18 protein-coding genes are annotated in these 16,790 nt (G+C 60.9%); 12 read left to right on the top strand and 6 right to left on the bottom strand.

What is annotated here, in order from left to right:
* Positions 1-6 precede the first annotated feature (6 nt).
* The 6 genes from benC (at position 7) to DM813_RS03230 (ending at position 5,564) form a co-directional block, all read left to right on the top strand.
* Positions 7-1,017: a benzoate 1,2-dioxygenase electron transfer component BenC gene (gene benC / locus DM813_RS03255; RefSeq protein ID WP_128321994.1), complete on the top strand. Its 1,011-nt coding sequence runs from the start codon at positions 7-9 to the stop codon at positions 1,015-1,017.
* Between the two features lie 63 nt (positions 1,018-1,080).
* The gene (locus DM813_RS03250; RefSeq protein WP_128321993.1) at positions 1,081-1,842 is read left to right on the top strand and encodes a 1,6-dihydroxycyclohexa-2,4-diene-1-carboxylate dehydrogenase; all 762 of its coding nucleotides are present in this window, start codon (positions 1,081-1,083) and stop codon (positions 1,840-1,842) included.
* Between the two features lie 19 nt (positions 1,843-1,861).
* Positions 1,862-2,983, top strand: a complete 1,122-nt coding sequence (locus DM813_RS03245) for a muconate cycloisomerase family protein (RefSeq protein WP_128321992.1) — start codon at positions 1,862-1,864, stop codon at positions 2,981-2,983.
* 11 nt (positions 2,984-2,994) lie between these two features.
* On the top strand, positions 2,995-3,285 hold the full coding sequence (gene catC / locus DM813_RS03240) for a muconolactone Delta-isomerase (RefSeq protein WP_128321991.1): 291 nt from the start codon (positions 2,995-2,997) through the stop codon (positions 3,283-3,285).
* A gap of 38 nt (positions 3,286-3,323) precedes the next feature.
* Positions 3,324-4,256, top strand: a complete 933-nt coding sequence (gene catA / locus DM813_RS03235) for a catechol 1,2-dioxygenase (protein WP_128321990.1) — start codon at positions 3,324-3,326, stop codon at positions 4,254-4,256.
* A 102-nt stretch (positions 4,257-4,358) separates the two neighbouring features.
* The gene (locus DM813_RS03230) at positions 4,359-5,564 is read left to right on the top strand and encodes a benzoate/H(+) symporter BenE family transporter (protein ID WP_128321989.1); all 1,206 of its coding nucleotides are present in this window, start codon (positions 4,359-4,361) and stop codon (positions 5,562-5,564) included.
* A 2-nt stretch (positions 5,565-5,566) separates the two neighbouring features.
* Here the strand turns inward: DM813_RS03230 and lpdA are convergent, their stop codons facing one another.
* Positions 5,567-6,967 carry a dihydrolipoyl dehydrogenase gene (gene lpdA / locus DM813_RS03225; RefSeq protein ID WP_128321988.1) on the bottom strand — a complete coding sequence of 467 codons (1,401 nt, stop codon included), beginning with the start codon at positions 6,965-6,967 and terminating at the stop codon, positions 5,567-5,569.
* A gap of 210 nt (positions 6,968-7,177) precedes the next feature.
* Between lpdA and cfaB the strand changes: the two genes are divergently transcribed.
* The gene (gene cfaB / locus DM813_RS03220) at positions 7,178-8,362 is read left to right on the top strand and encodes a C17 cyclopropane fatty acid synthase CfaB (protein WP_128321987.1); all 1,185 of its coding nucleotides are present in this window, start codon (positions 7,178-7,180) and stop codon (positions 8,360-8,362) included.
* A 4-nt stretch (positions 8,363-8,366) separates the two neighbouring features.
* Here the strand turns inward: cfaB and cls are convergent, their stop codons facing one another.
* Positions 8,367-9,806 (bottom strand): cardiolipin synthase, encoded by a 1,440-nt coding sequence (gene cls / locus DM813_RS03215; RefSeq protein WP_128321986.1) that lies wholly within the window; start codon positions 9,804-9,806, stop codon positions 8,367-8,369.
* A gap of 128 nt (positions 9,807-9,934) precedes the next feature.
* Here cls and DM813_RS03210 point away from each other — a divergent pair, with 128 nt between their 5' ends.
* Entirely contained in the window at positions 9,935-10,462 is a 528-nt protein-coding gene (locus DM813_RS03210) for a DUF3617 domain-containing protein (protein WP_128321985.1), read from the top strand.
* A gap of 6 nt (positions 10,463-10,468) precedes the next feature.
* On the opposite strand, the gene folE2 is transcribed toward DM813_RS03210, so the two are convergent.
* Both folE2 and DM813_RS03200 read right to left on the bottom strand, forming a co-directional pair.
* Positions 10,469-11,356 (bottom strand): GTP cyclohydrolase FolE2, encoded by an 888-nt coding sequence (folE2, locus tag DM813_RS03205; RefSeq protein ID WP_128321984.1) that lies wholly within the window; start codon positions 11,354-11,356, stop codon positions 10,469-10,471.
* Positions 11,357-11,392: 36 nt separating this feature from the next.
* Positions 11,393-11,779 (bottom strand): glutamine synthetase, encoded by a 387-nt coding sequence (locus tag DM813_RS03200; RefSeq protein WP_128321983.1) that lies wholly within the window; start codon positions 11,777-11,779, stop codon positions 11,393-11,395.
* Positions 11,780-11,903: 124 nt separating this feature from the next.
* Between DM813_RS03200 and zigA the strand changes: the two genes are divergently transcribed.
* Genes zigA through DM813_RS03185 form a run of 3 tightly spaced genes read left to right on the top strand, consistent with a single transcriptional unit; the run spans position 11,904 to position 14,761 of the window.
* A complete protein-coding gene (gene zigA, locus DM813_RS03195; protein ID WP_128321982.1) occupies positions 11,904-13,112 on the top strand; it encodes a zinc metallochaperone GTPase ZigA in 1,209 nt (402 codons plus the stop codon).
* The gene (locus DM813_RS03190) at positions 13,112-13,747 is read left to right on the top strand and encodes a DUF1826 domain-containing protein (protein WP_128321981.1); all 636 of its coding nucleotides are present in this window, start codon (positions 13,112-13,114) and stop codon (positions 13,745-13,747) included. Before zigA ends, DM813_RS03190 begins: the two co-directional genes overlap by 1 nt.
* 42 nt (positions 13,748-13,789) lie before the next feature.
* The gene (locus DM813_RS03185) at positions 13,790-14,761 is read left to right on the top strand and encodes a CobW family GTP-binding protein (protein ID WP_128322142.1); all 972 of its coding nucleotides are present in this window, start codon (positions 13,790-13,792) and stop codon (positions 14,759-14,761) included.
* On the opposite strand, the gene DM813_RS03180 is transcribed toward DM813_RS03185, so the two are convergent.
* Positions 14,758-15,150, bottom strand: a complete 393-nt coding sequence (locus DM813_RS03180; RefSeq protein WP_128321980.1) for a DUF3301 domain-containing protein — start codon at positions 15,148-15,150, stop codon at positions 14,758-14,760. The genes DM813_RS03185 and DM813_RS03180 overlap by 4 nt on opposite strands.
* Positions 15,151-15,268: 118 nt before the next feature.
* Between DM813_RS03180 and pdxY the strand changes: the two genes are divergently transcribed.
* Positions 15,269-16,141, top strand: a complete 873-nt coding sequence (gene pdxY / locus DM813_RS03175; protein ID WP_128321979.1) for a pyridoxal kinase PdxY — start codon at positions 15,269-15,271, stop codon at positions 16,139-16,141.
* Here the strand turns inward: pdxY and DM813_RS03170 are convergent.
* A complete protein-coding gene (locus DM813_RS03170) occupies positions 16,138-16,623 on the bottom strand; it encodes an acyl-CoA thioesterase (protein ID WP_128321978.1) in 486 nt (161 codons plus the stop codon). The two genes, pdxY and DM813_RS03170, sit on opposite strands and share 4 nt — an antisense overlap.
* Positions 16,624-16,790 lie beyond the last annotated feature (167 nt).

Below are 16,790 nucleotides of genomic sequence, written 5' to 3'. Positions count from 1 at the left end.
TGCGCCATGCACAAGATCGCCTTGAATTTCGAGGACGGGGTTACCCGTTTCATTGACGCCGCTGCTGACGAAACCGTGGCGGATGCCGCCTACCGCCAGGGCATCAACATTCCGCTGGATTGCCGTGATGGCGCCTGCGGTACCTGCAAGTGCTTTGCCGAGGCCGGTCGTTACGACCTCGGTCAGGAATACATCGAAGATGCCTTGAGCGAAGAAGAAGCCGCCCAGGGTTATGTGCTGACCTGCCAGATGCGTGCCGAGAGCGATTGCGTGGTACGCATTCCGGCTTCGTCCCAGGTGTGCAAGACCGAGCAGTCCAGCTACCAGGCCAGCATCAGTGCGGTGCGTCAGCTCTCCGACAGCACCATTGCGCTGTCGATCAAGGGCGATGCTTTGAGCCGCCTGGCCTTTCTGCCCGGGCAGTACGTCAACCTCGGCGTGCCCGGCAGTGAACAGACCCGCGCCTATTCCTTCAGCTCGCTGCAGAAGGATGGCGAAGTCAGCTTCCTGATCCGCAACGTGCCGGGCGGCCTGATGAGCAGCTTCCTCACTGGCCTGGCCAAGGCCGGCGACAGCATGACCCTGGCCGGACCGCTGGGCAGTTTCTACCTGCGCGAAATCCGCCGGCCGTTGCTGCTGTTGGCGGGGGGGACCGGGCTCGCTCCGTTCACCGCGATGCTGGAGAAAATTGCCGAGGAGGGCAGTGAACATCCGCTGCACCTGATCTACGGCGTGACCAACGACTTCGACCTGGTTGAGCTGGACCGCCTGCAAGCGCTGGCTGCACGCATCCCCAATTTCAGCTACAGCGCCTGCGTGGCCAACCCCGACAGCCAGCACCCGCTCAAGGGTTATGTCACCCAGCACATCGAGCCGCAGCACCTTAACGAGGGCGACGTCGATGTGTACCTGTGCGGCCCGCCGCCGATGGTCGAGGCGGTCAGCCAGTACATCCGCGAACAGGGCATCACCCCAGCGAACTTCTACTACGAAAAATTCGCCGCTGCCGCTGCCTGAACCTGTTTACGGGGCCGGGCGCATCGTGCGGGTACGTTCGGTCCCTTTTTACTCGAGGTTGTCATGAACAACAGATTCGACAACAAGGTCGCGCTGGTTACCGGCGCGGCGCAGGGCATCGGCCGCCGTCTGTGCGAGCGCTTGCTCGAAGAGGGCGCGACCCTGGTAGCCGTGGATCGCTCGGAGCTGGTCCACGAGCTGCAAGGCGAGGGCGTACTGACCTTGACAGCGGACCTGGAGCAGTACGACGACTGCAACCGGGTCATGGCCGCTGCGGTGGAGCACTTCGGCCGCCTTGATGTGCTGGTCAACAACGTTGGCGGCACCATCTGGGCCAAGCCGTTCGAGCATTACGAAGCGGCGCAGATCGAAGCCGAAGTCCGTCGCTCGTTGTTCCCGACCTTGTGGTGCTGTCATGCCGCCTTGCCCTACATGCTTGAGCAGGGCCATGGCGCCATCGTCAACGTTTCCTCGATCGCCACGCGTAGCGTCAACCGTGTGCCGTACGGCGCCGCCAAAGGTGGCGTGAATGCTCTGACTGCGTGCCTGGCCTTTGAAACTGCCGGCCGCGGTGTGCGGGTCAACGCTACGGCCCCCGGTGGCACCGAAGCACCGCCACGTCGGGTGCCGCGTAACAGTGCCGAACAGAGCGGCGACGAGAAAGTCTGGTACCAGCAAATCGTCGACCAGACGCTCGACAGCAGCCTGATGAAACGCTACGGCAACCTTGATGAGCAGGTTGGCGCGATCCTCTTCCTGGCCTCCGACGAGGCTTCCTACATTACCGGCACGGTATTGCCGGTCGGCGGCGGCGACCTCGGCTGAGCGCCCCCTGGAGATCTCGATGAGTCATCCCCTGATTGAACGCATCTCGACGCTGATCGTCGACCTGCCCACCATTCGCCCGCACAAGCTGGCGATGCACACCATGCAGAAACAGACGCTGGTGATCATCCGCCTGCAGTGTTCGGATGGCATCGAAGGCCTCGGTGAGTCCACCACGATTGGCGGCCTGGCCTATGGCAACGAAAGCCCGGAAAGCATCAAGCAGAACATCGACAGCTACTTCGCGCCGCTGCTGATCGGCCAGGATGCGAGCAACATCAATGCCGCCATGCAACGCCTGGACAAGGTGATCAAGGGCAACACCTTCGCCCGCTCCGGGATCGAGAGCGCGTTGCTCGATGCCCAGGGCAAGCGTCAGGGCCTGGCCGTCAGCGAACTGCTTGGCGGGCGTGTGCGCGACAGCCTGGAAGTGGCCTGGACCCTGGCCAGCGGTGACACTGCGCGCGACATTGCCGAGGCCGAGCAGATGCTCGATTTACGCCGCCACCGCATCTTCAAACTGAAGATCGGTTCCAGCGAAGTCGCCCATGACCTCAACCATGTAATTGCCATCAAGCGCGCACTGGGCGAACGCGCCAGTGTGCGGGTGGACGTCAACCAGTACTGGGACGAGTCCCAGGCCATCCGCGCCTGCCAAGTGCTGGGCGACAACGGTATCGACCTGGTCGAACAGCCTATTTCGCGTATCAATCGTGCCGGTCAAGTGCGCCTGAACCAGCGCAGCCCGGCACCGATCATGGCCGATGAATCCATCGAGAGCGTTGAGGATGCCTTCAGTCTGGCGGCCGATGGCGCAGCGAGCATCTTCGCCCTGAAGATCGCCAAGAACGGCGGTCCGCGTGCCGTACTGCGCACCGCGCAGATCGCCGAAGCCGCCGGTATCGCCCTGTACGGCGGGACCATGCTCGAAGGTTCGATCGGCACCCTGGCCGCTGCCCATGCCTTTGTCACCCTGAACAAACTGACCTGGCACACCGAACTGTTCGGCCCGCTGCTGCTGACCGAAGAGATCGTTAACGAGGCGCCGGTGTACCGCGACTTCGCCCTGCACGTACCCCGTACCCCGGGCCTGGGCCTGACCCTGGACGAAGAACGCCTGGCGTTCTTCAGCCGCAAGTAAGGAGAGATGCCATGTTGTTCCACGTGAAAATGACCGTGAACCTGCCCCTGGACATGGACCCGGCCAAAGCTGCGCAGCTAAAGGCCGACGAAAAGGAACTGGCCCAGCGCCTGCAGCGTGAAGGCAGCTGGCGTCACCTGTGGCGCATTGCCGGGCACTACGCCAACTACAGCGTGTTCGACCTAGCCAGTGTCGAGGCGCTGCACGACACCCTGATGCAGCTGCCGCTGTTCCCCTATATGGACATCGAGATTGATGGCCTGTGCCGCCACCCGTCATCGATCCACAGCGACGACCGTTGAACGCGAAACGCCGATAACAACAATTCGAGGTACAAACCATGACCGTGAAGATCGCTCACACTGCCGATGTCCAGAAATTCTTCGAAGAAGTCAGTGGCCTGAACAACGACCTGGGCAGCCCGCGCATGAAGCTGGTGACCAACCGCATCGTCAACGATGTGGCGCGCATCATCGAAGACCTGCAAGTGACCCCTGATGAGTTCTGGAAGGCGGTGGATTACCTCAACCGCCTGGGTTCGCGCCAGGAAGCCGGCCTGCTGGTTGCCGGCCTGGGTGTTGAACACTACCTGGACCTGCAACTGGATGCCCAGGATGCTGAAGCCGGCATCAGCGGCGGTACGCCGCGCACCATCGAAGGCCCGCTGTATGTTGCCGGCGCACCGCTGGCCGAAGGCGAAGTACGCATGGACGACGGCCTGGACCCAGGGACTGTGATGTTCCTTCAGGGTCGTGTCCTCGACGAGCAAGGTCAGCCGGTGGCTGGCGCCGTGGTCGACCTGTGGCATGCGAACACCCAGGGTACCTATTCGTACTTCGACAGCACCCAGTCGGACTACAACCTGCGTCGCCGCATCGTGACCGATGCCGAAGGGCGCTACCGCGCGCGCAGCATCGTGCCGTCGGGCTATGGCTGCCCGGCAGACGGCCCGACCCAGGAGCTGCTCGATCAGCTCGGTCGTCACGGCAATCGTCCGGCGCATATCCACTTCTTCATTTCGGCACCGGGTTATCGTCACCTGACCACCCAGATCAACCTTGCCGGTGACCAGTACCTGTGGGACGACTTTGCCTATGCCACCCGTGATGGCCTGATCGGCGAGCTGCGCTTTGTCGAAGATGCAGCTGCAGCCGATGCCCGCGGTGTTGAAGGGCGTTTCGCCGAAATGGACTTCGACTTCCAGTTGCTTGCGGCACCCAAGCCTGCCAGCGAAGCGCGCAGCAAGCGGCCGCGGGCGTTGCAGGACGCCTGAGAACCGGGTTGAATCCGGCGCGGGGCAAGCGCGCTCCCACAGTGTTTGTGGAAGCGCGCTTGCCCCGCGCTGCTTTTCAGAAGCCATTTACTGGATGATCCAATGAAAACAATACTCCAGGACTTCTCCCTCTCTGCTTTGGTTGCGGGCTTCATCGCCACGCTGATTTCTTATGCAGGACCCTTGGTGATCATCTTCCAGGCCGCCCACAGTGCACAGTTGTCGGCGGCCGAACTGTCTTCCTGGGTGTGGGCCATTTCCATCGGCAGCGGTGTGTTGGGCATCGTGCTCAGCCTGCGTTTCAAGGTCCCGCTGGTGATTGCCTGGTCGGCACCGGGGTCGGCGCTGTTGGTGGCACTACTACCGGATATCGCGTTTGCCGAGGCGGTCGGCGCTTACATCGTCGCCAACCTGGTGATCCTGCTGGTGGGGTTGTCGGGTGCCTTTGACCGCATCGTCGGCAAGCTGCCACCGGCCATCTCTGCGGCGATGCTGGCCGGTATCCTGTTCAGCTTCGGTACCGGGCTGTTCACCTCGTTGAAGTCGCAACCGCTGTTGGTGCTGGCGATGTTCGTCACTTACCTGCTGTTCAAGCGCATCGCACCACGCTATGCGGTGCTGGGGGTGCTGGTGTGCGGCGTGAGCATTGCCGTGTTTAGCTGCGAAATGAACAGTTCGGCGCTGGTGGTGGGTTTGGCGACGCCGGTGTGGACTACGCCGGTGTTCAGCTGGCATGCCTTGCTGAGCATCAGCTTGCCGTTGGTGATGGTGGCACTGACCGGACAGTTTGTGCCGGGTATCGCCGTGTTGCGCAACGACGGCTATCAAACCCCGGCAAGCCCGATCATCGCCAGTAATGCGTTCACCAGCCTGATACTGGCGCCGTTCGGTTGCCATGGTCTCAACCTTGCGGCAATCACTGCGGCGATCTGTACCGGCCGCGAAGCACATGACGATCCGCGCAAGCGCTACTGGGCGGGGGTCAGCGGCGGTGTGTTGTACCTGATGCTGGGCGTGTTCGGGGCGACGCTGGTATCGCTGTTCACAGCGTTTCCGGCGGCCTTGATCGCGGCGCTGGCCGGGCTGGCCTTGTTCGGGGCCATCGGTGGCGCACTGGCTGGCGCAATGAGCGTGCCGAATGATCGCGAGGCAGCGTTGATCACTTTTCTGGTGACGGCCTCGGGGATGTCATTTCTGGGGCTGTCGGCTGCTTTCTGGGGGTTGATCTTCGGTGTGTTCGCGCACCTGCTGCTGCACCTGCGGCGGCCAGCGCCACAGGTGAGCAGGGTAGGGGTGCAGGCTGACTGAAGTCAGTTCTGCATGGCCATGCCTTCGACGTTCATCGCGGCCTGGCGCAAGGCTTCGGAACGGGTCGGGTGCGGGTGGCAGGTCAGGGCGATGTCTTCGGCCGAGGCCGAAAATTCCATGGCCACGCAGAACTCGCCAATCATTTCGCTGACGCTCGGACCGACCAGGTGCACACCCAGCACCTCGTCGGTGTTGGCGTCCGCCAAGACCTTGGCGAAGCCTTCGGTCTCGTGGTTGATCTTCGCCCGGCTGTTGGCGGTGAAGGGAAACTTGCCGACCTTGTAGGCGCGCCCTTCGGCCTTCAGTTGCTCCTCGGTCTTGCCGACGCTGGCCAGTTCCGGGCGGGTGTAGATAACACCGGGGATGAGGTTGTAGTTCACCTCATGGGCCTTGCCGGCGATACGCTCGATGCAGGCGACTGCTTCGTCTTCGGCCTTGTGCGCGAGCATTGGGCCGGAAGTGACGTCGCCGATCACCCAGATGCCGGGTACAGCCGAGCGATGATGCTCATTGGCGAGCATGCCGCGCTTGTCGGTTTCGAGGCCGACGTTTTCCAGGCCCAGCCCCTTGGTATAAGGACGACGGCCAATGGCGACCAGCACGTAATCGGCTTGCAGGTTTTCACTGGCACCGCCTGCGGCAGGCTCCAGGCTCAGGCTGACGCCATCTGCCGAGGCAGTGGCCTGAGTGACCTTGCTGCCCAGCTTGAAGCTGATGCCCTGTTTGGCCAGTGAGCGTTGCAGGGTCTTGGCAGTTTCTTCGTCGGTACCCGGGCAGATGCGGTCGAGGTATTCGATAACCGTGACCTGGCTGCCCAGGCGGCGCCACACCGAGCCCAGTTCCAGGCCGATGACACCGGCACCGATCACGACCAGGTGCTTGGGTACAGCGGGCAGCGACAGGGCGCCGGTGGAATCGATGATGCGCTGGTTGTCGATGGTCACACCGGGAAGCGGCGTGGGCTCGGAGCCGGTGGCGATGACGATGTCCTTGGCCTGCAGTTCGGTGACGCTGCCATCTTCGGCGGTGACATTGACCCGACCCGTGCCTGCGATCTGGCCCCAGCCCTTGATCCAGTCGACTTTGTTCTTGCGGAACAGGAACTCGATGCCCTTGGTCAGGCCCGTCACGCTTTCGTCTTTCTGTTTCATCATCTGGGCGAGGTTGAGGGTGGGTTTGACCTCGATCCCCAGGTTGGCGAACTCGCTGCCTACCGCCGATTCATACAGCTCCGAGGCATGCAGCAGGGCCTTGGACGGCATGCAACCGACATTCAGGCACGTGCCGCCCAGCGTCGAGCGGCCTTCCACACAGGCGACGCTCATGCCCAGCTGACCGGCGCGAATGGCGGCGTTATAGCCGCCCGGGCCGCCGCCGATGATCACCACATCATAGGTTTTCATTGTTGTACTCCAGGATGAAGAATCGACAATGGCGCCAAGATTAGTCTGCCCGGCGATTGATTGTATACAATTTATCGCGCGGCTCGATTACGCCAGAAGGGTCTGGGATGGGGCCGAGCGCTTCAGACTATGGTCGCGATAGGCTGAAACTTCCAACAGATGAACTACCCTTTTGCGGTGACGTCCGATGAAGAAAGGGAGGCTCAATTCATGCTTGCGCAACTTCCGCCTGTTCTGCAAAGCCTGCGACTGCCACTGCGCTTGAAGCTGTGGGATGGTCATGAGATCGATCTGGGGCCCAAGCCGCAGGTCACCATCCTGGTCAAGGATCCGCAGCTGATCAGCCAACTGACCCATCCAAGCCTGGACGAACTGGGCGCTGCCTTCGTCGAAGGCAAGCTGGAGCTGGAGGGCACCATCAGTGAGGTGATTCGGGTTTGCGATGAGCTTAGTGAAGCGCTGCTCAAGCATGAAGTCGATGAACAACCGGTGCGCCGTGAACACGACAAGGCCACCGATGCAGCAGCCATTTCCTATCACTACGACCTGTCCAACGACTTCTATCAGTTGTGGCTGGATCAGGACATGGCCTACTCCTGTGCCTATTTCAAAACGGAACAGGACACCCTGGAGCAAGCCCAGCAGAACAAGTTCGAACACCTGTGCCGCAAGCTGCGTTTGCAGAAGGGCGACTACCTTCTCGATGTCGGGTGCGGTTGGGGTGGCCTGTCGCGGTTCGCCGCACGGGAGTTTGGCGCCAAAGTGCTCGGCATTACCTTGAGCAAGGAGCAACTCAAGTTGGGCCGCGAGCGGGTCAAGGCCGAAGGCCTGCAGGATCAGGTGGACCTGCAGATCCTCGACTATCGCGACCTCCCTCAAGATGGTCGCTTCGACAAGGTGGTCAGTGTCGGCATGTTCGAGCATGTCGGCCATGCCAACCTGGCGCTGTACTGTGAGCGGCTGTTCGGTGCCGTGCGCGAGGGTGGTCTGGTGATGAACCATGGCATCACTGCCAAGCATGTGGACGGGCGTCCGGTAGGGCGGGGGGCCGGGAGTTTCATCGAGCGCTATGTGTTCCCTCACGGCGAGTTGCCGCACCTGTCGATGATCGCCGCCAGCATCAGCCAGGCTGGCCTTGAGGTTGTCGATGTCGAAAGCCTGCGCCTGCACTATGCGCGCACTCTCAAGCACTGGAGTGATCGCCTGGAAAGCCAGCTGCAATTAGCCTCGACGCTGGTGCCGGAGAAAGCTCTGCGTATCTGGCGCCTCTATCTTGCTGGTTGCTCCTATGCCTTCGCCAAGGGCTGGATCAACCTGCACCAGATTCTTGCGGTGAAACCCTTCGCCGATGGCCACCATGACCTGCCGCTGACCCGCGAAGACCTCTACCGCTAAACGCTCAGAGGATCGGCGAAATCAGCCGGGCGATTCGCATCCCCAGTTGTTGCAGGCGGTGCGTGTCCTGGCTGTCTTCAGCGCTGATTTCTCGGGACAGGTCGAAGTCATGGATAAGCATGGTTTCGACCTGGTCGGCGAAGTCGCGGTCTACTGTCAGTAGCATCACTTCGAAGTTAAGGCGGAACGAGCGGTTGTCCAGGTTGGCGCTGCCAATGGCGCTGACCTCGTTGTCGATCAGCACGACCTTCTGGTGCAGGAACCCCGGACCGTAGCGGTACATGCGAACGCCAGCCCGTACTGCTTCGAATGCGAACAGGCTGGAGGCGGCATACACGATGCGGTGGTCCGCGCGTGACGGCAGCAGGATACGTACATCGACCCCACGCAGCACGGCCAGCCGCAGGGCAGCGAACACGGCCTCGTCCGGGATGAAGTAGGGGCTGGTGATCCACAGGCGTTGTTGCGCCGAATGAATCGCTTCGACAAAAAACAGCGAGCAGGTTTCCTGCGGGTCGGCTGGTCCGCTGGCCAACACCTGGCAGAGCACGCCGTCTTCCGGATAGGCGTCGGGCAGGATCAGCGGCGGCAGCTCCCGAGCGGCCCAGAACCAGTCTTCGGCGAACGACTCCTGAAGGCAGGCCAGCACCGGGCCCGTGACCTGAACATGGGTGTCGCGCCAGGGCGACAGCGGTGGCTTTTCCCCCAGGTATTCGTCACCGACGTTGTGGCCGCCGAGGAACCCTTGCACACCATCGATTACCACAATCTTGCGATGGTTGCGGAAGTTGACCTGGAAGCGGTTGAACAAACCCCGGCGTGTGGCGAATGCGCGAACATTTACCCCGCCATCGCGCAGGGTCTGGCTGTAGCTGGCCGGCAGGGCATGGCTACCGACTCCGTCGTACAGCACATACACCTTCACGCCTTGAGCGGCTTTTTTCAGTAATAACGCTTGCAGGACCCGTCCCAGTTTGTCGTCATGGATGATGAAGAACTGCACCAGCACGGTGGTGCTGGCTTGTTCAATGGCGGCAAAGATCGCATCGAAAGTGGCCTTGCCGTCGATTAGCAGACGCACCTGGTTGTTCGCCAGACAAGGCATTCGGCCCAGTTTGGGCATCGCCCGCAGTGCCCCGTAGGATTCAGAGTTTCGTGCCGCCAACGCTTCGTCTACCCATGGCCGCCAGTTCAGGTCGGCCATGGCGACATGCATTTCCCGGTTGGCCTGACGCCGGGCCTGGATGTAGGCGTCGAAGGTCCGGCTGCCAAAGATCAGGTAGGGGATCAGGGTGAAGTAGGGAATGAACAGTAGCGACAAGGCCCAGGCAATTGCACCCTGAGCGGTGCGTACCGTCAACACCGCATGCATGGCAGCGATTGCACCGAGCAAATGCAAGGCACCGATCAGGTAACCGAAGAAGTAGGGGCTGTGGTAATCCATACGCATCCTGCTGTCCAAAGGTACTGCCTACTAACAGAGCATGTTCCACACCGCAGTTGCAACCGAAAGGGCAAATTGACGTCTAAGCTTTGTTCCAGCTTGGGGCTGGAGTTTCGAGGAGTCATTACATGAAAAGTCGTCTGCCAATGCTGGCACTGGTTCTGGGGCTGGCGAGCCCGTTGGTGCATGCGCAGATGTTGCAACCGGGGTTGTGGGAACTGACCACCAGCAATATGCAGGTCGATGGCAAGGCGCTGCCGGACATGGGCTTCATGCTTGGCCAGTTGAAGAACCTGCCACCCGAACAGCGGGCGATGATTGAAGGCGGCCTGGCCAAGCAGGGCATCAGTGTCGCCGGTCAGGGGGTGCGTTCGTGCCTTACGCCGGAACAGGTCAAGACCAACGACATTCCATTGCAGGACCCGAAGTCCGGGTGCACTCAGAAGATTACCGAACGCACGGGTAACATCTGGAAGTTCACTTTCAGCTGCCCGAAAGCACAGGGCAACGGTGTGGCAACCTTCCAGAGTGATAAGGAGTTCACCACCACGGTGAACGGTACGTTCAACGCCTCAGGCGTCCAGCAGCAAGGCAGCATGAACACCCGTGCCGTTTGGCTGGGTGAAGACTGCGGTACCGTCAAGCCGCGAACCTGAAGCGCGTTACCAGTACCACTGACTATGAGCGACTGCGTCGTGGGCATGCAGACTTTCAGCATGTTCCACACGCAGGGTGAAGCCGGTCAACCAGGGAAGTTGCTGCAGCGCCCGGTGCAAGCGTCGCGCGGCGTCTTCGCAGAACATCAGGTTCTGACCATTGGCCAAGGCGAACGCCTGTTCGTCTGTGCGCTTCACTGCGGTTTGCACAGCGGTGCCTAGAGCGGCTTCCGCCTGATCGATCAGGGCTTTGATCGGCAGCTCGTTCATTCCCTCCTTTAAACGTACCTGCAGCTGTGCGGAACTGCGCTGGCTGTGCGGGGTGGCCACCACACCCTCAGCGCTACCCAACCAGTTGAATACTGCCTCATGGTTGAGACCGCGGTCGCTGAAGTCGGCAAGAAATTGCTGTTGAATCAATTGCCTGGCCAAGGCAGCGGAGCAAGGGCAGGTGGAGGAATAATCCAGCTGCACATTTAGTTCCACGTGGAACACTTCATCTTTTAGCTGTGCAGATAGAGTGACGGGATACGCTTTCCAGCCCGCCAATGGGCTGATCAATGCGGGGCGTTTAAGCATCAGCTCAAAGCGCAATTGCAAATAGGCGCCCGTGGATAGCCCGGCATGACTTTCAAGAAAGGTACCCAACACCTGGTGAATGAGCTGCGGTGTTAGGGGCTGCTGTTCGAAAACCTCCAGTGCCAGGTACAGGCGCGACATGTGGATTCCGCGTGAGTTGCCATCGTCCAGGTCGACGCCCGCGTCGGCGCTTGCACGCAACCTGCTGCCGTCGAACTGTACGGGTAGGGCAATGTTGCACATACCGACCCAGTTTAGTGGCAACGAACTTTGAGTGGCTTGCGCGGCAATATCAGGAAGCGTCAGGGCGGTCATGGGCAGCTCGAATTCCAGGGCGGGAGGGTGTGATGTTTACTGGCAGCCGCTCAGCCGTTCGCAGCGCACCTTGAAGCGCTGCCCGCTGGAACTGGATACTCGGTTGAAGGTGGTCCAGCCGACTTTACGGCTGTAGCCCACCCAGGTTTCACCGTCACTGGCCAGACCGGTGTAGAACGTCAGCTGGCCGTAGCGGCTGTTGGTTTGTGTCCAGAGCCGCCGTCCCTCCACTTCATAGCCGCGCAGGTATGTCGTGCCGCCGTCGATGCGTACGCTGTAGTAGTTGCCTTGAACATCACCACAGGCCAGCAACGTGGCGCTTCGGGTACACAGCGCCAGACCTTGGCTCAGTGGCAGCGCCTGCGCGGCAACGGGCAGGAACAGCAGTAACACGACAGCGACAGACGAGCAAAAGCTGTTCAATTTGGCGTCCTTGGCGAAGGCCTTTAATCGAGGTTAGGTAAAGCAGCTTGGCGAGATTGTATTGTTATATTATAACATTGTGCAATGCATCGTTTGAATGCACCTGCCCGATGAGGATCTGTCCATGCCCAACCGCCTTCCTGTCACTGTGCTTTCCGGCTTCCTCGGGGCTGGCAAAAGTACGCTGCTGAATCATGTGCTGCGCAACCGCGAGAACTTGCGGGTGGCGGTGATCGTCAACGACATGAGTGAAATCAACATTGACGCCAGCGAGGTGCAACGCCATGTCAGCCTCAATCGTGCGGAAGAAAAACTGGTGGAAATGAGCAATGGCTGCATCTGCTGCACCCTGCGCGAGGACCTGTTGGAGGAAGTTGGCCGTTTGGCGCGTGAAGGCCGTTTTGATTACTTACTGATTGAGTCCACCGGCATTTCCGAACCGCTGCCGGTTGCCGAGACCTTTACCTTTCGTGATGAACGGGGCGCTAGCCTCGCCGACCAGGCGCGCCTGGATACCATGGTGACGGTCGTCGATGGGCTGAACTTCCTGCACGATTACCAAGGTGCGCAGAGCCTGGCGAGTCAGGGTGAAACATTGGGCGAGGACGATCAGCGCTCGATCAGTGACCTGCTGATCGAACAGGTTGAGTTCGCCGATGTGATCCTGCTCAGCAAGATCGACATGATCAGCCGCGATGAGCGTGAAGAGCTCACGGCCATTTTGCGCAGCCTCAACGCCCAGGCGCGGATCGTGCCGATGCTGATGGGGCAGGTGCCTCTGACGTCGATCCTCAACACCGGGTTGTTCGATTTCGAGCGTGCCGCCCAGGCCCCGGGGTGGCTGCAGGAACTGCGCGGCGAACATGTGCCGGAAACCGAGGAATACGGTATCGCCGCCAGCGTCTGGCGGGCGCGCCGACCGCTTCATCCACAGCGCTTCTTCGACTTTATCAACAGGCCCTGGGTGAACGGGCGGTTGCTGCGCTCCAAAGGTTTCTTCTGGTTGGCCAGCAAGCACCAGGATGCCGGCAGCTGGTCGCAGGCCGGCGGCATGATGCGTTACGGCTTTGCCGGGCGTTGGTGGCGCTTTGTACCGCGTCCGGACTGGCCGCAGGATGAACAAAGCACGGCTGCGATTCTCAAGCACTGGACGGCCCAAGAAGGTGATTGCCGCCAGGAACTCGTGTTCATCGGTCAGCACATCGACTTCAAGCGTCTGGGGGCGGACCTCGAAGCCTGCCTGCTGAGCGAGGCAGAAATGGCCGAGGGCGTCGAAGGCTGGCGGCAACTGCCGGACCCTTTTGACGGCTGGTATGACGAGGAGGTGGCCTGATGCTGGCGAGCAGGCTACAACTGCCCATTCGGCAGGCCGAGGGCGACACGCCGCAGGTGTTGACCGAAGTGTTGCAGGACACCGTCAATATGGCGGTCTGGCAACGGCGCTTGCCGGTGCAGATCAAGGACTTTGCCTGTGCGTTGTTGTCGTTGAACCAACCGGTTGGCGAGCGCCGAGAGCTGGAACTGGATGCCAGTCATCAACCGCCTGACCTTGGCGGGTTGTTGGCCGGTTACGCCGACGTGCAGGGCCATGAGGCCTTCATCGCCGATGTTGCCTGGCTGGTGGCCGCGTTTGGGTGCCTGCTCGATGCCCGCCGCGTTGGCCTGCGTGTCACTGCGCTGGATCGCGCCATGTGCCCGCGCTTTCATGTTGATCATGTGCCGGTGCGTCTGCTCACCACTTATGCCGGCCCCGGTAGCGAATGGCTCAAGGAAAGTGCGATCAAGCGCTCGCAGTTGGCTGATGAGCAACCCGGCCTGTGCGAAATCCAGCAACTAACCGCAGGAGATGTTGCCCTGCTGAAAGGGGAAAAGTGGCTGGGCAATCAGGGCGCAGGGCTGGTCCACCGTTCACCGTCGCTGGCCCGTGGTGAGCGTCGCTTGATTCTCAGCCTTGACTGGTTGGCCTGATATCGAGGCATAGTGACGAAAATTCGGAGCCTCTACCGTCCTATGCTGCAGAACATTCCTACTCATGTGATTGCCGGGCCCTTGGGCGCCGGCAAGACCAGCCTGATTCGCCAGTTGCTGTCTCAACGGCCTGCCGATGAACGCTGGGCTGTGCTGATCAATGAGTTCGGCCAGGTTGGCCTCGACGCGGCACTGTTGAGTACCGACGATCAGGGCATTTCCATGGGGGAAGTGGCTGGTGGCTGCCTGTGCTGTGTCAATGGCGCACCTTTTCAGGTCGGGCTGGGGCGCTTGCTGCGTAAGGCCCGACCGCATCGACTATTCATCGAGCCGTCGGGCCTTGGGCATCCGTTGCAGCTCGTCGAGCAATTGCGACAGCCGCCGTGGCGCGGGGTGCTGGCGGTACAACCCAGCGTGATGGTACTGGACGCCGAACAACTCGCAACCGGTCAGGCGCTGCCCGAAGCGCAGCAGCAGGCCTTGGCCGGTGCTGGCCTGTTGGTGTTGAACAAGTCAACCGATGTGAACGACGAACGTCGCCTGTGGATAAGTTCACAGCTACCCGATCAGGCGCTGTATTGGACCGAGCAGGGTTATCTACCTTTGACGCTGCTCCCCTGTCAGGCGTCGGAACCGACGCGCATCGAGGCTGTGGATAAGCTGACATTGCCCCCGGCAGACGGGCCTGTAGCGACCCTGTGGACAAATCCACACGAGGCAATCTGTAGCGTTCAGGACGCTGCAGATGGCTGGAGTATCGGTTGGCGCTGGCATCCGCAGCAGGTATTTGACCGGGGGCGTATCGAGCAGTTTTTGCACAGCACTGACTGGCGCCGGGCCAAGCTGGTTATCCACAGCGCGCAAGGTTGGCAATCGATCAACGCCCTGGCTGGTCAGAAGGCGCTGAACTGGCAGCCCAGCGAATGGCGCCGCGACTCACGCATCGAGCTCATATTTGCGTCCAGGCAGGACCGCGATGCCTTGCACGCGGCCATGCAGGCCTGTGTAAGCTAGTTACGCCAGCGGTTGTGATCCTGACGCCACTGGTTCATTTCGATGACGTTATCGGCCTGTGGTGCAGGCTTGATCTCGAACGGGTAGGGCGCCAGCTCGATCTGCATCGTGTGCGCGCCGAACTGAGTGACGGTACCGGGGTGGCGCTGCTCACCGGTGACGGTGAATTCGAAGTTGTACACCCGTGCCAGGCGTTTACGGCCGCTGGCATCGCGGACAAAACCAATGCGCTTGAGCGCAACGTTGCCGTCCAGCAGCTCCAGGTCTAGCTTGGCGCAGTGCTGCTTGACCCGTTCCAGGGCTTTTTCCCGCAATCCATGGTTGTGCCACAGCCAGGCGCCGGCGGTGGCCAGCAACATCAGCACGAAGAGATTACCCAGGGTCAACATTTACATTTGCTCCAGCGATGTACGTTCAGCTTAACTGCCTGTGCGGTCTGTCGTACAGGTGGCATTTAGCGCCATACTGCGTGCCGTGTTTTTCATCTAATTGTTTCGGAAGTTTTGCATGAAACGTACGCCACACTTGCTTGCTATCCAGTCCCATGTAGTTTTCGGCCATGCCGGTAACGGCGCGGCGGTGTTTCCGATGCAGCGAGTTGGCGTCAACGTGTGGCCGCTCAACACGGTGCAGTTTTCCAACCACACTCAGTATGGCCAGTGGACCGGGGAAGTGCTTGCGCCTGCGCAAATCCCTGCACTGGTTGAAGGTATTGCAGCGATCGGCGAGCTGGGCAACTGCGATGCGGTGCTGTCGGGCTACTTGGGAAGCGCCGAGCAAGGACGGGCGATTCTCAGTGGCGTTGCACGCATCAAGGCGGTAAACCCGAAAGCCTTGTATTTGTGCGACCCGGTCATGGGCCACCCGGAAAAGGGCTGCATCGTGCCAGCCGAAGTCAGCAGTTTCCTGCTCGACGAAGCGGTGGCGGTGGCCGATGTGCTGTGTCCCAACCAACTGGAGCTCGACAGTTTCTGCGGGCGTCGTCCGGAATCGCTGGAAGACTGCGTTGCCATGGCGCGCAGCCTGCTGGCGCGCGGACCGAAAGCAGTGCTGGTCAAGCACCTGGCGTATCCGGGGCGCGGCGCACAGGATTTCGAGATGCTGCTGGTGACGGCAGCAGGCAGTTGGCACATCCGCCGCCCGCTATTGGCGTTTCCGCGTCAGCCGGTGGGCGTCGGTGACCTGACCTCGGGCCTGTTCCTCGCCCGCGTGCTGCTGGGCGATGACTGGCTGACAGCGTTCGAATTCACCGCTGCTGCCGTGCACGAGGTGCTGCTTGAAACCCAGGCCTGCGCCAGTTACGAACTTGAACTGGTGCGGGCCCAGGATCGCATCGTGCATCCGCGGGTGCGCTTCGAGGCGCAGCCGGTCAAGGCTTAAAGCGCGTCGCCCTTGAGTTCCTGGTAGCGCTTTTCCAGCTCCTGGCGAATCAGTCGGCGCTGCTTGCCTTGCAGGAAGCGGCGCTTCTCCTCGCTGGTTTCCGGTTGGCGCGGTGGCACCGCGACCGGTTTGCGGTCGTCATCAACGGCCACCATGGTGAAAAAGCAGCTATTGCTGTGGCGTACCGAGCGCTCGCGAATATTCTCGGTGACGACCTTGATGCCTACCTCCATCGAGGTGTTGCCGGTGTAGTTCACCGAGGCGAGAAAGGTGACCAGTTCGCCGACATGCACCGGCTCGCGGAAGACCACCTGATCCACCGAAAGGGTTACGACATAGCGACCGGCATAGCGGCTGGCACAGGCATAAGCGACTTCATCAAGGTACTTCAGCAGGGTGCCGCCATGCACATTGCCAGAAAAGTTGGCTTTGTCCGGGGTCATCAGGACGGTCATCGACAGCTGGGCGTTTCCAGGTTCCATAGTGTGCTCACGGTTAGGTTGCGCTGAGGCGGGGTGGCGACTGGTATTCACGCTTCTTTCCCCTAATACGATTCCCATCTAAAAGACGGGACGCTGACAGCGGCCTTGCCGTCACGCTGGTTTTGCCATTTATGGCGTTGATTTGGTCGATCTGTTTCCACTTATTG

The organism is Pseudomonas alkylphenolica (assembly GCF_004025535.1).
GTDB lineage: Bacteria > Pseudomonadota > Gammaproteobacteria > Pseudomonadales > Pseudomonadaceae > Aquipseudomonas > Aquipseudomonas alkylphenolica_A.
This window is presented reverse-complemented; position numbering and strand designations above follow the sequence as displayed.

Bases quoted from the DNA above. Each gene is read 5' to 3' on its own strand.
- DM813_RS03170 (WP_128321978.1), bottom strand. From the start codon at position 16,623: ATGGAACCTGGAAACGCCCAGCTGTCGATGACCGTCCTGATGACCCCG.
- DM813_RS03210 (WP_128321985.1), top strand. From the start codon at position 9,935: ATGAAAAGTCGTCTGCCAATGCTGGCACTGGTTCTGGGGCTGGCGAGC.
- folE2 (WP_128321984.1), bottom strand. From the start codon at position 11,356: ATGACCGCCCTGACGCTTCCTGATATTGCCGCGCAAGCCACTCAAAGT.
- zigA (WP_128321982.1), top strand. From the start codon at position 11,904: ATGCCCAACCGCCTTCCTGTCACTGTGCTTTCCGGCTTCCTCGGGGCT.
- catA (WP_128321990.1), top strand. From the start codon at position 3,324: ATGACCGTGAAGATCGCTCACACTGCCGATGTCCAGAAATTCTTCGAA.
- DM813_RS03190 (WP_128321981.1), top strand. From the start codon at position 13,112: ATGCTGGCGAGCAGGCTACAACTGCCCATTCGGCAGGCCGAGGGCGAC.
- DM813_RS03250 (WP_128321993.1), top strand. From the start codon at position 1,081: ATGAACAACAGATTCGACAACAAGGTCGCGCTGGTTACCGGCGCGGCG.
- DM813_RS03185 (WP_128322142.1), top strand. From the start codon at position 13,790: ATGCTGCAGAACATTCCTACTCATGTGATTGCCGGGCCCTTGGGCGCC.
- catC (WP_128321991.1), top strand. From the start codon at position 2,995: ATGTTGTTCCACGTGAAAATGACCGTGAACCTGCCCCTGGACATGGAC.
- DM813_RS03230 (WP_128321989.1), top strand. From the start codon at position 4,359: ATGAAAACAATACTCCAGGACTTCTCCCTCTCTGCTTTGGTTGCGGGC.
- benC (WP_128321994.1), top strand. From the start codon at position 7: ATGCACAAGATCGCCTTGAATTTCGAGGACGGGGTTACCCGTTTCATT.
- DM813_RS03180 (WP_128321980.1), bottom strand. From the start codon at position 15,150: ATGTTGACCCTGGGTAATCTCTTCGTGCTGATGTTGCTGGCCACCGCC.
- cfaB (WP_128321987.1), top strand. From the start codon at position 7,178: ATGCTTGCGCAACTTCCGCCTGTTCTGCAAAGCCTGCGACTGCCACTG.
- lpdA (WP_128321988.1), bottom strand. From the start codon at position 6,967: ATGAAAACCTATGATGTGGTGATCATCGGCGGCGGCCCGGGCGGCTAT.
- DM813_RS03245 (WP_128321992.1), top strand. From the start codon at position 1,862: ATGAGTCATCCCCTGATTGAACGCATCTCGACGCTGATCGTCGACCTG.
- cls (WP_128321986.1), bottom strand. From the start codon at position 9,806: ATGGATTACCACAGCCCCTACTTCTTCGGTTACCTGATCGGTGCCTTG.
- pdxY (WP_128321979.1), top strand. From the start codon at position 15,269: ATGAAACGTACGCCACACTTGCTTGCTATCCAGTCCCATGTAGTTTTC.